The 14,707-nt window shown below is 61.6% G+C and carries 11 protein-coding genes and 1 pseudogene; 7 read left to right on the plus strand and 5 right to left on the minus strand.

The features are described from left to right. Positions 1 to 265 precede the first annotated feature (265 nt). Positions 266 to 1,132, minus strand: a complete 867-nt coding sequence (locus FHT78_RS17905) for a D-alanyl-D-alanine carboxypeptidase family protein (protein ID WP_183746756.1) — start codon at positions 1,130 to 1,132, stop codon at positions 266 to 268. 223 nt (positions 1,133 to 1,355) lie between these two features. Then, the gene (locus tag FHT78_RS17910; RefSeq protein ID WP_183746759.1) at positions 1,356 to 8,321 is read right to left on the minus strand and encodes a hypothetical protein; all 6,966 of its coding nucleotides are present in this window, start codon (positions 8,319 to 8,321) and stop codon (positions 1,356 to 1,358) included. A gap of 463 nt (positions 8,322 to 8,784) precedes the next feature. On the opposite strand from FHT78_RS17910, the gene FHT78_RS17915 reads away from it, so the two are divergent. Together FHT78_RS17915 and FHT78_RS17920 are read left to right on the plus strand one after the other, a co-directional pair. Next, positions 8,785 to 9,156 carry an Hpt domain-containing protein gene (locus tag FHT78_RS17915; RefSeq protein WP_183746762.1) on the plus strand — a complete coding sequence of 124 codons (372 nt, stop codon included), beginning with the start codon at positions 8,785 to 8,787 and terminating at the stop codon, positions 9,154 to 9,156. 202 nt (positions 9,157 to 9,358) lie between these two features. Then, a complete protein-coding gene (locus tag FHT78_RS17920) occupies positions 9,359 to 9,679 on the plus strand; it encodes a 2Fe-2S iron-sulfur cluster-binding protein (protein ID WP_183746765.1) in 321 nt (106 codons plus the stop codon). Positions 9,680 to 10,132: 453 nt separating this feature from the next. Here FHT78_RS17920 and FHT78_RS17925 read toward each other — a convergent pair whose 3' ends face one another. Then, complete coding sequence (locus tag FHT78_RS17925; RefSeq protein ID WP_183746768.1) at positions 10,133 to 10,762, minus strand: DUF922 domain-containing protein; 630 nt, start codon at positions 10,760 to 10,762, stop codon at positions 10,133 to 10,135. Positions 10,763 to 10,864: 102 nt separating this feature from the next. On the opposite strand from FHT78_RS17925, the gene folP reads away from it, so the two are divergent. From folP to FHT78_RS17950, 5 genes are all read left to right on the plus strand, one after another. After that, a complete protein-coding gene (gene folP / locus FHT78_RS17930) occupies positions 10,865 to 11,704 on the plus strand; it encodes a dihydropteroate synthase (RefSeq protein ID WP_183746771.1) in 840 nt (279 codons plus the stop codon). 129 nt (positions 11,705 to 11,833) lie between these two features. After that, on the plus strand, positions 11,834 to 12,202 hold the full coding sequence (folB, locus tag FHT78_RS17935) for a dihydroneopterin aldolase (protein ID WP_183746774.1): 369 nt from the start codon (positions 11,834 to 11,836) through the stop codon (positions 12,200 to 12,202). Beyond that, positions 12,183 to 12,707, plus strand: coding sequence for a 2-amino-4-hydroxy-6-hydroxymethyldihydropteridine diphosphokinase (folK, locus tag FHT78_RS17940; protein WP_183746777.1), 525 nt, complete (start codon positions 12,183 to 12,185; stop codon positions 12,705 to 12,707). The genes folB and folK overlap by 20 nt, the downstream gene beginning before the upstream one ends. A 195-nt stretch (positions 12,708 to 12,902) precedes the next feature. Beyond that, positions 12,903 to 13,388, plus strand: a complete 486-nt coding sequence (locus tag FHT78_RS17945; RefSeq protein ID WP_183746781.1) for a hypothetical protein — start codon at positions 12,903 to 12,905, stop codon at positions 13,386 to 13,388. Positions 13,389 to 13,392: 4 nt separating this feature from the next. Then, positions 13,393 to 13,836, plus strand: a complete 444-nt coding sequence (locus tag FHT78_RS17950; protein ID WP_183746784.1) for a YetF domain-containing protein — start codon at positions 13,393 to 13,395, stop codon at positions 13,834 to 13,836. A gap of 13 nt (positions 13,837 to 13,849) precedes the next feature. Here FHT78_RS17950 and FHT78_RS17955 read toward each other — a convergent pair whose 3' ends face one another. Continuing rightward, on the minus strand, positions 13,850 to 14,425 hold the full coding sequence (locus FHT78_RS17955; protein WP_183746787.1) for an isochorismatase family cysteine hydrolase: 576 nt from the start codon (positions 14,423 to 14,425) through the stop codon (positions 13,850 to 13,852). Positions 14,426 to 14,445: 20 nt separating this feature from the next. Further along, positions 14,446 to 14,661, minus strand: a pseudogene (locus FHT78_RS17960) (hypothetical protein); the annotation flags it as partial. Positions 14,662 to 14,707: the final 46 nt, after the last annotated feature.

Consider the following 14,707-nt stretch of genomic DNA (forward strand, 5'->3'; position numbering starts at 1 on the left):
GCGTGCGATTTGGCTGCCAGAAACGCGGTATCTTTCCAGGCTCTCTTCTTCAATGGACGGTTCGAAAAAGTAGCTTGAAATCGAAGACGGCTACGTTTTCCGGCTCAGCCATGAGCTACGGGTGGTTGCGCGGCTGTATTCCGATGAACGAACTCCAGGAAGAACAGCAGCGATTTCTTTCCCGAAACGGCTGATGGAGTGATCCACTGACATGGTTCGCCTGTCAGCGAACAATTAGAACGTCAGACAGCTTAGGCTCACAGCCCTACTTCGTCGGCTGGGCATCCGTCATCGTCGCGCTGCCGCCCGTTGCCGACGCCGTCGCGCTTGAGGCCGAGGGCAGGTAGCTGTCGAGCAGGCCGGCCATCTTCTCGTCGCGCAGGCTAGCGGTCTTTTCACCCATGACGACGCCGACGACGCGGCGGCCATCTTTGGCGGCTGAGGTGACGACGTTGTAGCCGGAAGCGTCGGTAAAGCCCGTCTTGATGCCGTCGACGCCGTTGTAGCGGTACATGAGGTTGTTGTGGCCGCGCAGTTTCATGCCGCGGAACTGGAAGCCGCGCATGGAGAAGAGCTTGAACTCCTCGGGAAAGTCGCGCATCAGCGATACACCGAGGGTCGCCATATCGCGCGCCGTGGTGACCTGCCCCGGATCCGGCAGCCCCGACGGATTCTTGAAGACGGTGTTCGCCATACCGAGCTGGCGGGCCTTGTCCGTCATGAGCGTGCCGAAGGCCTGCTCGGAGCCGCCGAGCTGTTCGGCAAGCGCCACAGCGGAATCATTGGCCGAGAGAACGACGATGCTTTCCACGGCTTCCTTGACCGTGACCTTGCGGCCGGCGCCGATGGCGAGCTTGAAGGGCTCCTTGCTCTCGGCATTTTCCGACATGGTAATCTTCTGATCCCAGCTCAGGCGTTTCTCATGGAGTGCCTGGAAGGTGAGATAGAGCGTCATCATCTTGGTGAGCGATGCCGGGTAGTTCAAATCGTCCTGGTTGGACGCTTCCAAGACCTGTCCGGACTGCACGTCCACGAGGAAGCTTGCCTGGCCGGCTTCGGCCCGAAAGAACGCGCCCAGAAGAAATACGGACGAGAAGGCGGCGGCCCTGAGCCGGAGAGTCGTCTTGGTCATCAATGTCTGCTGTCTCTGTCGTGGCAAGCGATTGGCTTTGGCAACCGGCTTGGCAAATGGTCTGGCGGATCGCGGTCTGACGTATCTTCCGGCAATCCGGCTTAGCGAATGCGGATCCGGAATGTTTGTGACGGAATGAAGGAGCCGGGGCAATAAAAAAGGGCCATCCACAGATGACCCCTTTTGTCTCACCGTGTTGGGTTCCACCCCTCCAGGCCGGAATTCAGCTCAGCCGGCCCGCGGCATGGGCCAGCATCGTGTAGACCTTGCCGGTATCCGATGTGAGATAAGACTGCGTGACGGTGCGGTTCGGATCGGTGCGCGCGACATCGGCGAGCAGCTTTTCGAAATCGCCGATATAGCGGTCGACGGCGGTGCGGAATTCCGGCTCGCGGTCGTACTTGCGCTTGATCTCGTCGAAAGTCTGCTGGCCCTTCAGCGTGTAGAGCCGACGCGTAAAGACGTCTCGTTCGCCACGCTGGTAGCGGCGCCACAGGTCGACTGAGGCGTCGTGATCGATGGCGCGGGCGATATCGACCGAGAGCGAGTTCAGCGATTCAACGACATGGCGCGGGTTGCGGCTGTCATTGGCGCGCTGGGCAGGAGCAGGGGCCGGAGCGGCGGCCTCCGCTGCCGGGCGGGCCGGGGCCGCACGCGGTGCTTCCTCGGCCTCTTCACGCGATGCGCCGCGCAGCAGATCGCTGATCCAGCCGCCGCTGCTCGCTTCCGTGCGCGGAGCTTCCTGCCTGACTGAAGCAGGGGCAGGCGACGGCTGGGGAGCCTGAGCGACCGGGCGCTGCTGAGCGGGGGCGGGGGCTGGAGCGGGCGCCGGCGTCGGTGCAATGGTGCCGCGCAGGCCCATGGATTCGATCGACTGGCGTGCCGTCGGGGCCGGCTGCGGGGCAGGCGCCGTCGGGATTACCGACTGAGTGACACGCGGTGCAGGTTCGGCTTGGGCGAGCGTGCGGGCGACCGGCTCGGAGAGTTCCAGACGCTGGCTGGAGCGGCCGACGATCTGCGAAATATCCTGCAGGGCCTTGATCTGCTCGGAGACGGCGCGGCGCATGGCGGACGCGCTTTCCTTGGCTTCTTCCGGCAGATCGAAGGCGCCGCGCTTCAGCTCCGCGCGGGTGGCATCGAGTTCGTTGCGGATATCGGCAGCGGAGCGGCGGATATCTTCCGTCGCGCCCGAGAAGCGGCCGACTGCTTCCTCGATCGCGTCGCGGAGCGACTCGCGCAGGTTTTGCGCCGCATTGTCGGAGGCTCGGCCGGCCTCGCCGAGCATGCGCTCGACTTCCGACAGCGAGGCCGTCAGGCCGCCACGCAGGCGGTTGGTGAGATCGCCGGAGCGACGTTCGACATTGGCAAAGCTGCTGTCTATCGTCGCATTGGCTTCCTCGCCGGCGCGGTTGATCGCTTCGCGCATATTGGATGCGGCTTCCTCTGCGCGCTTCTCGGTGTCCGAAAGCACACGGCCGATATCGGCAAACGAAGCCTGCACGCTCTGGCGCAATGTACCAGTGACCTGGTTGGAGCGCTGCTCGGCGCGCTCGAAGACCGCTTCGATCACTCCGCCAAGGCCGCGCATGGTCTTTTCGATTTCGCCCGAACGCTGCACGAGGCCGGCTGCCAGCGTCTGCAGGGCGGTCTCACGCTCTTCCAGTGTAGAAACGAGGCCGGACTGGGCGGCGGCGAGAAGCTGCGAAGCCTGGCCAAGAACCTTCGAATGGTCGTCGAAGCGGCCGATGATGCCGCCGACCTGGGCGAGTGTCTGCCCGGAAATATCCGACAGGCGATCGACCTTGCCTTCGAGAAGGCGGGTCGAAGCCGAAACCATTTCGGCAGCCTTGGCGGCAGAGTCCGTGAAGCGTGTGGTCGTGTCGCCGAGGCGGCTGTCGACGCCGCTCAACTGATCGGCGGCGCGCGTCATCATGTCAGCCATTACGGCGCTGCTTTCCGACAGGCGCTGGACGAGGCCGTTGACATTGTTCGTCAGGCTGTTCTCGATGGTAGCGACGGCATTGGCGACGTTTTCGGCACGGGCGGCGACAGCCTGGGTGAGTGCGTCATTTTCGGCACGCAGGCGCTCGGCGCTGAGGTTCGCCGCCGCGGTGATACGGGCTGCGGCTTCCTGGCCGGCATCCATATAGCGGTCGATGAGCGGCCGTGCCGTCTCATCCAGGATGCGGGTCAGCTCGGTGGAACGGCCGGCAAGCGTGGAATTCAAGTCGCGGGTACGCTCTTCGAGCGTTGTGCGGATCGAATTGCCGCGCGCTTCCAGTGCCTTGTCGATATCGCTGAGGGTGGTGTCGATTTCGCGGGCACGCTGCTCCAGGCTGGAGCGGATGATGCTGCTGCGGGCCTCCAGCGCGCGGTCGACCTCGGCCATGCTGGATGTGATCTGGCTGCCGGCGTCGGTCAGCGTCGAGCGGATCGAATTGCCGTGCGCTTCCAGCGTCTGGCCGGCATCGGCGAGCGCATGATTGATGGCGCTGACCTGGCTGTTGACGATGTTTTCCGCTTCCGCAACCTTGCTGACGATGACGTTACCGGCCTCGGAGAAGGTCTGGGCGACGGCGGCAGCCTGGCCGGCGAGGCGGTTCTGCGCCTCGGCGACACGGTTGACGATCTGCGACGAACGTTCGTCCATGGCTTCGGCGAACTGCTGGCCGGTGCGGCTGAGCAGCTCCGAGGACTTGGCGGCTTCGCCATCCATGCCTTCGGCGGCTTCGGCAACGGCGTTGCGCAGGCTTGCGGCGAGACCAGCTGCCTTGCCCTCAATCGTGCGGTTGACGGCATCGAGACCGACGGTCAGGGCGCGGTCCATGGTGGAGAGGCGCTCTTCGATGCGCGCGGTGCCGCGATCCATCATGTCGCTCAGGGCCGAGGTCCGGCCGTCGATCGACTGGGCCATGGTCGCACTGCTGCTGTCGAGCGTTTCGGCAAGATGTGCCCTGCGGCTATCCAGAGCCTGGGTGAGATTGGCGCTATGGCTGTCGAGAGCATGCGTGAGGTTTGCGCTGCTGTTGTCGAGGGCCTTGGTGAGGTTGGCGCTGCCGGCATGCAGCGCATCCGTCAGGCTGGCGGCGCGGCCGTCGAAAGCCTCCGTCAGGCTGGCGGTACGGCTGTCGAGCGCCTCGGTCAGGTTTGCGGCGCTGGTGCCGAGCGTTGCGGCGATGCGCTCGGCTGCGTCGTCACCGATCGAACCCAGACGGGAGATTCCGTCATCCAGAACGCCGGAGAGATGGCTGCCTGCGGCATCGACCTTGTCGACCACGCCGCCGACGCCATCGGCAATACGCGCCTCGATGGCGGCAAGGCTCGCTTCGACGCGGGCGCCGGTCTCAGTGAAGCGGCCCGTGAGGTTGTCGACGGAGTGGTCGAGACGGCCCGAGAAATCGGCGGCCGAACGTGAGATCGTATTGGCGGCCTCCTGAAAGCGGCCGGCGATCTGGCCGGCACCTTCGCGCATGCGATCCTCAAGCGTCTGTGCGCTCTTATCGATCGCATTGCGGATCGCAGCCTCGCGATCTTCCAGAGACATTTCGAGCATGCTGATGCTCGTCGCAACCGACGTGCCGATCGAAGTCGCCTGTTCGGAGAGCGTGTCGTTGATGAGATTATGGGCCTCGGTCAGCGTCAGCGTGATGGCATTGGTGCGGTCGTCAAGCGTAGTGCGGATACGGTCATGCGCGGCGGCGAGACCGCCTTCGACGTTGTTGGCGGCATCGTTGGCGAGGGCGGCCATACGCTGCTGAGCGTCGGTAAGACCATCCTCGATGCGGCCCGTCATGCTGCCGATGATGCCTTCCATGCGGACGCTGCCGGCATCGAGGGCTTCGGACAAGTTGGAGGTGTGCTCCGCGAGCGCGGTTTCCAGACGTGCCTGATTGTCCGTATAGGCGGCGCGGATCGCTTCCGTGCGGTCGGCAAAGGCCCCGGCAACACGCTCTTCGGCGTTTGCAACGGTGTCCATGATGGCATTGCTGCGGTTTTCAAGCGCGGATTCGAAGCGGCTCTGGCCGTCGTCGAGCGAAATGGCGAGCGCCATGGTCTTTTCATCGAGCGTATCGGACAGGCGGTCGGCGCTGTTCGCGACGGCGTTGACGATGGATTCGGCGCGGCTGGTGAGTGCTTCATCGATGCGGAGCTGGCTTTCGCCGAGCGATGCGGCGATCCGGTCATGCGTGCCGGTGGCCGCTTTGACGAAAGCATCGGTACCCGCCGTTAGCGTGTCTTCCAGCCGGCTCTGACTTTCGTTCAGCGAGATGGCAAGCGCCATCGCCTTTTCGTCGAGCGTTTCGGAGAGGCGGTCATGCGTGCCCGACACGGCGCCAAGCAACGCTTCCGAATGGGTCGACAGCGTTTCTTCGATACGCGACTGCGTCTCGTTCAGCGAAATGCCGAGTGCCATGGCCTTTTCGTCGAGCGTTTCGGCGAGGCGGTCATGCGTGCTCGAGACGGCATTGATCAACGCTTCCGAATGGGTCGAGAGCGTGTCTTCGATGCGCGACTGCGTTTCGTTCAGCGAGATGCCGAGCGCCATCGCCCTTTCATCGAGCGTATCGGCGAGACGGTCGTGCGTGCTGGAAACGGCGCTTAGCAGCGCCTCCGAACGGGTCGCCAGCGTGTCGTCGATGCGGGCCTGGCCTTCGTTCAGCGAGATGGCAAGCGCCATCGCCTTTTCATCAAGCGTCTCGGCTAGGCGGTCATGCGTACCGGAGACGGCATTGATGATCGCCTCCGAGCGGGTCGCCAGCGTGTCGTCGATGCGGGCCTGGCCTTCGTTCAGCGAGATCGCCAACGCCATTGCCTTTTCATCGAGCGTATCGGAAAGACGGTCATGCGTACTGGAGACCGCGTTAAGGAAGGACTCCGACCGGGCCGCAAACGTATCCTCGATACGAGCCTGATTTTGCTGCAGCGTTTCAGCGAGGCGGTCATTGGTGCCGGAAACCGCATTGATGAGCGATTCCGAATGGGTCGAGAGCGTGTCTTCGATGCGCGACTGCGTTTCGTTCAGCGAGATCGCCAGCGCCATCGCCTTTTCATCAAGCGTTTCGGCGAGACGGTCATGCGTACCCGAGACAGTATTTATGATCGCTTCGGAACGGCTGGTGAGCGCTTTCTCGAAGCGGGTGTGGTGGTCGGCAAGTGCGCCGATCAGCGCTCCGCCACGTTCGGCCATCACGCCGTCAAGGTCGGCATGCGCAGTCTTTAGCGCATCGGCGATTTCGGCGGCGCGGGCGGCGAGAACGCCGCTCAGCTCTTCGGCGCGACCGCCGAATGCCCCCGTTACCTTTTCGGTGCCGCTATTGACGGCGGTGGCGAGTTCGCTCGTGGTCGTCTGCAGCGTATCGCGGAACTCGGCTGTCCGGGCAGCGAGGTTGTTCTGCAGTTCGGAAGTGCCGGCTGCAAGCGCCAGCGAGATTTCCGACGTGGCGTTGCTCAGCGCCGAGCCAAGCTCGCCGGCGCGGGCCGTCAATGTGGAGGTGATTTCATCCACGCGGCCGGAAAGCGTGCCTTCCAGCACTTCCTGGCCGGTCGCAAAGGCGGTTGCCAGCGCCAGCGACTGGTCGGTCACCGCCGTGCCCAGGCGATCAATATTGGCGCTGAGTAGGTTTTCAATCGACTCTGCGTTGCCAGACAGCGTCTCATTGATGCGGGCGAGGCTTTCGATGAGCTTAGTGTCGAGCGAGCCGGAGCGCTTATCGAAGGCATCGGTGAATTGGGCGACACGTTCGTCGAAGGCCGTCGAAAGCTGGGCGACAGTCGTCTGCAGGCGTTCCTCGAAGAAGCCGGACCGCACGTCGAGATCCATGACGGCGTCGTCGGCCGTCGACTGCAGGCTCTGGCGAAAGCTTGCGCCCTTTTCGTCGAGTGCGGCGTTCAACCTGGAGAGCACGTCGTCGAGGGTGCCGCCGATCGTGCGTTCGCCTGATGTCAGGCTCTGATTGATCTCGCGGGTGCGGGAAACCAGGATTTCGTTGAGCTGCTGGGTGCGCTCCTGAAGGGCGGCATTCAAGCGCTCGGTGCTCGCATCCATCGTCGAGGCGCGTGTCTCGAACTGGGTGAGCAGGCGTTCGCCATGTTCGTTGATCGTATTGGTCAGCGCATCCAAGCGGTTGTCGAATTCATTGCCGATCGCAAGGCCGGACGCGGTCAGCGTATGGAGCAGCGTATCGGTCTTGGCGGCCAGCAGCGTGCCGAGCGACTGTATGGCGCTGTCCGACTTTTCCATGATCGCCGCAGCGCGCGTATCGATCAGCGAGGCGAAGGCTTCGCCCGAGGTCGCAAGGCGGATGGCGATCTCTTCGGTGGCAAGCGACAGTTCCTCCTTGAGCTGGTCGTGGACGCCGGCAATCGAGGAACGGATGCGGTCGGCATGGTTGACGATCGCTTCACGCTCGGAGCCGAGCTCGTGAACGAGGCCGCGCACGCGCAGTTCATTGTCCGCATAGGAACGCTCCAGCGCATTCACTTCGGAATGCACGAGCGTTTCGAGTTCGGAAGCGCGCGCGATGGTGCGCTCGATGCCTTCGTTCATCGCCGAGACTTCGCGGCGCACGGCCTGGCCGACCGTCAGGATGCGTTCGGAGGCGATGGTTTCCGGCTCGGAAAGTCGCAGGGCAACTTCGGCCATGGAGCGGGCGGCGTTGCGCATGTCCTGGGCGCGCGCGATCATGATGGCGAAGGCATAGAACATCATCACGGGCACGATGATGCCGACGATTCCGGCGATTACGCCCGGCAGCGCGGCAAGATCGGTGAGTGAGCGGATCTGGGCGATCTGCGGCGCATAGAGCATGAACATCAGCCCAAGACCGATGACCACCCACAGGATGGAGACGAGAGCGGCCGTGCGCAGGGCAGGGCGGCTGGAGCCGTTTTCCAGCGACTTCAGAAGCGAAGCGGGCGAATTACGGCTGGCATCGTTGGCGGGAGAGAAGGCCGGTGCCCGCGGAGCCTGTTGGTCGCCTGTGCGGGCCGCGCGGCCGCGGCGGCGTTGTGCTTCTTCCTGGGACTGATTACGGGCATTGGATGGGTCAGTCACATTAGCCTCCGGGGCATGGGGCGCGTTGCCGCGGCGAGACGGCACGTTCTCCTGGCCGAAATCGATCTGAAGCGCCTCGTCCAATGCCTTGAACGCCTTATCCTCGATCGATTCATTGTACTTGTTATTCGCCATTCCGATATGCCTCGTAATTCCCGGCCGGTCCGGCAGCGCATCCGGGCCACCGCCTGCGCCCGGAAAGAACCTTCGCCATTCCAGCCTTCCATCCAAGACGGACGGATAAGCATGTCATTTCAGAGTAGATAGCCGATTTTTCAAACGAAAGGTATCAAAACACTACCATTATCCACTCTGTCGGCAAAGGCGCGCGGCATGAGCCCGCCTCAACAGTATCGTAGTGACACATCTGGGCTTCCCATACAATTAATGAACCCTTGCGTTTCCGCTTCTCTTAACCTGTTGTTAACACCTTTAAATTTCGGAAGCGCCCTAAAAGCCGATATTTTAGCGATGTTTAAGGGACATTAACCATATGGCCAGATTTTTATCTCGAATGCGCCCGAATTTAACGGGATCGCCATTCTCCAACCGCACAACGATAGCAAGCGCGGAGATCTACGACGGGAGAATTGGCAAAATGGCAGCAGTGAGTATCGCGTTCGAAGCACCTGACAACTCTGCGGGACCTTCGCCTTCCAAGATCCGGCCGATCGACCTTGTCCATCTCGCGCGCCAAACCATGGGCGACAAGACGGTGGAAATCGAAGTTCTCCAGATGTTTGCACGCCAGGCGCGCGCCTGCCTGCAAGACATCGCAAGCGGCGAGTCTGGCAAGGTGGGTGCTGCGGCACACCGTCTGAAGGGAGCCGCAAGCTCCGTCGGCGCCTTCCGGGTTTCGCAGTCGGCGGAAGCCGTGGAGGAGAACAATGGTGACGTCGCCGCCATGGCGGCATTGGGCGCAGCCGTCGTCGACGCCGAGAATTTCATTCTGAAACTCTGCCGCGGATAAGGCAGGACAGATCGGGAAGAACCTAGGCCCGCTGTTTCATTAGGGAACGGCGGGTCTTTTTGCGACCTGTTCGATGACGCATTGAGAACGGCGGAACTCCGAACGATCTGCGAGGTTCGCGGGGGTCGGCAATGTTGACTGATGCGCCGAATTGTCGGAAGAAAATCCGCCCACCTATTACGAAAGACCGGAAATAATCCCGATGCCCAAACTTACCATCGTCGCCTTTGACGGAACGCGCTTCGATCTTGAGGTCGATCAAGGCTCCACCGTGATGGAGAATGCGGTCCGCAATTCCGTGCCCGGCATCGAGGCAGAATGCGGCGGCGCCTGCGCCTGTGCGACCTGTCACGTCTATGTCGACGAGCAGTGGACCGAGGTCGTCGGTCCACCGGAAGCGATGGAAGAGGATATGCTGGACTTCGCCTTCGACGTGCGCCCGACCTCGCGCCTTTCCTGTCAGATCAGGATGAAGGCTGCCTATGACGGCCTCACCGTGCACGTGCCGGAACGGCAGGCTTAGAGCTGCAAGCAAATCACCGGGGCTGGCTGAAACGGGCCGCCTGATCGACCGGCCGGCCTGTCCGTAGATCTGTGGCTAGGACGCGCGCCAGCCGGCGACCATCCGACTCCGTTTGAGCCAACAGAATTCTGCAGTCCAACCAGGAAGATCCCTAACTCCCAAAATCGCAGCTCTTTCCAAAAAGAGAGCCTCGCACGCCAGAGGCGGGCGAGGCGAGGCGGGCGCATTACCTACGGATGAGGGAGGAACACCCGCGGCTTTGGAACGCGCCAGGAGAACACAGTCACGAAAGCCATCTGCCTTACTGCACTTTCGAATATAGTCATATTACCGCGTTCCGGTTGAGTCCACCAGAATGAAAAATGACCGGTAAAAGGCTGGGACTTCCACAAGCTTCGCACAAGTTTCATTGGGCAGCTAACGATCTCTGCTCGCTTCGAAGGCAAAAAGAGCCTATCTTTCGCCGCCCTTGCCCTTGAGTCTGTTGGTGAGCAGTCTCAACATGCGATTCTGAAAATTGACCGCCTCGACGCGGTCGAATCGGGCCTGCAACTTGTCGTGCTCCTCTATCCCGCGAGCCGAAGCATCGGAAACGAGCTCCTGCATGGCCTCGCAATTGCTCTGCGAAGGCAGCGCCTTGAGTTCACGCTCCATGGCGTGCGCCTGGGTGCGGGCGATCTCCGCATGGCGCTCCTCGTGGCGCCTGATATCGCTCGACAGCGCATCCCAGATCATCGACAGCTCGCGGCTCGCGCCCTTGCGGTTGCCCCAGCGCGGCATGATGATCTGTGTGTGGACGGTAACCTTGACGTTGCCCACTCGGCAGCGGCCATTTTCCTGAATATAAGTCGCCTCGCCGCCGAAGCGGATCTTGGTGGCGCCGGGATGGCGGGCGGAAGAGCCGTTCGCCGTCGGGCCGCGGCGGCTCAGCTCATCGTCCAGCTCGTCGGCCGTCTTTCCCTTGATAGCGAAATAGGAATAGCTTTTCGTTGCAACGACTTCGGCTGCCGCGGGGCCGCAGAGGAAAAAGGCAATCATGGAAAAGGCGATGGGAAGGCGCATATAACGCAACGCAAGCGGCATTCTGAACTGAACCTGTGTTGAAGTTTGGCGGAGCTTGGGGCATAGCCACCGCAAGAGCAATATCGGATAGCCGCTTTTTTGGCTAGCGACGGGATTGGACTGGTGAAACAGCTCGATAGCAGTTTCTGGCGTGTGGCCCATGGCCGCGAGATCGAGCTCAACAAGCGCTCGGTGATCATGGCGATCGTCAACGTGACGCCGGACTCCTTCTCCGATGGCGGGCGCTACGATACCGTCGACAGGGCCGTCGAGCATGCGTTGCAGGCAGTCGCGGAGGGCGCTGAAATCCTCGATATCGGCGGTGAATCGACGCGGCCGGATGCAGCCTCGATCAGTTCGGCGGAGGAACAGGCGCGCGTTCTGCCCGTCATCGAGGCGCTCAGCGGACGCAGCCAAGCTTTGATTTCCATCGATACGTACCGCGAGGAAACGGCGCGATTTGCCATCAGCGCCGGCGCCCACATCGTCAACGACGTCTTCGGCCTGCAGAAGGAGCCTGGTATCGCTGCGCTGTCGGCTGAGACCGGGGCAGGGCTCTGCATCATGCATACAGGCCGCGAACGGCAGAAACTTGCCGATATCATCGATGACCAGGTCTTCTTTCTCGAGCGTTCGCTGGAAATCGCTTCCTCTGCCGGCGTCCAGCGCGACCAAATCGTGCTCGATCCCGGCTTCGGTTTTGCCAAGGAGACACCGAAGGAAAATCTTGAGCTGATGGCGCGTTTCGAAGAGCTGCATCGCTTCGGCCTGCCGCTTCTCGCCGGCACCTCGCGCAAACGCTTCCTCGGCGCCGTCACCGGCCGGGAACCGGCGGAGCGCGATGCGGCGACGGCGGCGACGAGCGCGCTGCTCAGACTGCAGGGGGCGGCTGTTTTCCGGGTACACAATGTCGCAATCAACAGGGATGCGCTTGCCGTCGCCGATGCTATGCTGGCCGCTTGAAACGACGCTTTTAGCGCGCGCCACGGTCTTTCAGATCCGCATGCCATGCGTTAAGCCGTTGTTTGACACATGTCGTTGTCGCAAAACCGCTGCGCATTTTTGCTCGGCATGCTTTAGGGGGAGGCCATCATGAGCACCTATACGATCCTGATGCAGAACTGTGCCTTCTTCGCGCGTCATGGCGTGCATGCCGAGGAGGAATTCCTCGGCCAGCGTTTCTTCGTGGATGCCGAACTTGAGGTGGAAGCGGGCGGCGCACTCGAAAACGACTCCATCGACGAGACCGTCCATTACGGCACTGCCTTCACCATCATCGAGGGGATCGTCGTCGGTCAGCGGCGTTACCTGATCGAGGCGCTGGCACTCGATATCGCCAAGGGGCTCTCCAATAAATTCCCGCAGATCATCAGGGCCAAGATCACAGTGCGCAAACCGAATGCGCCGATCCCCGGCGTGCTCGATTTCGTGCAGGTGACCGTTGAGCATCGTGCGCGATAATCCGCATCGTCTCGCAACGCTCGGCCTCGGGGGCAATATCGGCGATCCGGTCAAGTCCATGGCGTCAGCGCTTGCGGTGCTGGACGCCCATCAGGATTGTCGTGTGGCCGCGGTCTCGCGGCTTTACCGCACGCCGCCCTGGGGCAAAACCGACCAGTCTTATTTCTTCAATTCCTGCGCGGCAGTGGAAACACGGCTTGCACCGGAAGCGCTTCTCGATCTCTGCCTGTCGATTGAGCGGGAGATGAAGCGCGAGCGCATCGAGCGCTGGGGGCCGCGCACACTCGACATCGATGTATTGACTTATGAGGGCGTCGATCAGGATGCGCCGCGGTTGGAACTGCCGCATCCGCGCATGACGGAGCGGGGCTTCGTGCTGATGCCGCTTGCGGATATCGCGGCCGAACTCATGGTCCGCGGCAGGACGGTTGCCGATTGGCTGGCCGGCGCCGACACCGCTGGGATCGAGATTGCGGACGAGAGCCGCGATTGGTGGAAGGCCTGAGGGGCCATCACGCGCAGGCTGCTGGACCTGAACACCCCTCTGAGCGCCGTCATGAGAGACCCTTTCCTCGTGTTCGCAACATCTTGTCGCCTGCACCGGCCGCGCTAACTCCCAATGGCGACTGAGCCGGAGATAGCATGAGGCAATTCAACAGCGGTCGGAAAGGCTGCTCGTTCAGGTACTGATATGCCGAAAATGAGCAGCAGCCTTCCGGAAGGCATCGAAGATCATACTCGCTTCCAGCAGCGCTTCTGGTGTGCGCAGCGTTGGGCATGGATTGGTTTCGCCGCCATTCTCGGTGCCGCGCTTTTCGGGGCGCTCGGGCGCGGCGGGCCTCTCGCCCGACAGGAATTGAAGTTTACCAGCGGCAGCCTTGAGCTTCCGATCGTTACTCGGTGGAATTCGCCCGACGAGCTGCGCGTCTTTTTCCTGCCATCCTCTTCAGACCGCAGGCTCGTCCTCGATCCCGATTTCCTCACGATCTTCTCCATCGAAGGCATCGACCCGCCGCAGAAGGCGGCTAACTACGAGAATGGCCATATCGGCTATGTCTTTCCAGCCGATCCTGCCGCCCCGAGCCAGGTGATCCTGAGGCTGCATACGCAGACGCCGGGGCTGCATTCCTTCCGCATTGGCATCGACCAGAACGTTATCGAACGTTCGGTCCTCATCTTGCCGTAAGCCGATGGACGCAGTCGTTCGTGGCGTTGCCATTTATTTCACCCTTCTGGTAATCATTCGCCTGTCGGGACGGCGCACGCTCGCCCAGATGACACCCTTCGACTTGGTCATCGTGCTGGTGATTTCGGAGACGACACAGCAAGCGATGCTGGCTGACGATTTCTCGATCACCAATTCCGTGCTCCTGATCCTGACGCTGTTTACGACCGACATTGCGCTTTCCTACCTGAAGCGCTGGTCGCGCCGGACCGCCAGATTGATTGACGGCGTTCCGACCGTTCTCGTTACCAACGGCGTTTATGACGAGGCTGCCCTGAAGGGTTCGAGACTTCAGCGAGAGGATGTGATGGAAGCTGCAAGAACGGCGCAAGGCATTGAGAGTGTCGAAGATATCCGGTTTGCAATTCTCGAGGTGAGCGGCAACATCAGCATCATTCCCAAGGAGTAAGGGGAACGGCGAATCAGAGACTGGAGAGGAATGCGTCCGTTTCGGTAATCTCCACCTGCACCGAAAAGCGGCCGCCCAGCAATTCGAGCGTGGCGTCATGCGTTTCGTCTGCGCTGCTGCAGACGGCGTCTTTCAACAGGATGACTCGATAACCGAGATCGATTGCGCCGAGTGCTGCAGCGAGCACGCAGATATCCGTTTCGCCGCCGGTAATGACGACGGTCTCGACCTTGTCTCGAGTGAGTGTTTCATACAGCCGTCCGTCGACCCAGGGAGAATAAGTTCGCTTGTTGAAGAAGCGGGCAGGTGGGGCGAAAGCCTTGAGATCAGCAACGATATCCGTGAGTTCCGGCAGCAACTGCTCGCCGGTCATCATCGGCCACTTTTCGTAATAGTTCCTCCACATGCCCGGCATGGCATCAGCAGTCGGCGGGGGAATAAAGCGTGTGAAAATCGTTCGCTCGGGGTATCGTCCTGCGAGTTCGATGATCTGGGGCGACACCGTCGCCATCCATGGCACATGCCATGCTGTCTGTTCCGCGAACATTCTTTGCATATCGACGCAGAGATGGATCCAGTTGTCGGGCATCGGACCTGCAGCTTCCAGATTCAGGGCGAATTGATGGTGGGCAGGAAATCCTCGACCTGTTTGCGGTCAGCGGCAGAAAGCGGCTCGACTTGTTCCTTCCAAAAGCGTTCGGCCTCCGGCGGATCTTTTTCCCACTGGCGCACAGTGGTGATGTTATCGTCGATCTTGGAGCGGCGGTGTCCGCCGAGGCGCAGATATTCCTTGGCGAGCTTCAGGCTTCTCGTTTCCGTATCCGTATTGGTCGCGTTCATTTCATTGATCTCCCTTGCTTTGTGTGGTCTG

This window comes from Rhizobium sp. BK196 (assembly GCF_014193255.1).
Lineage (GTDB): Bacteria > Pseudomonadota > Alphaproteobacteria > Rhizobiales > Rhizobiaceae > Rhizobium.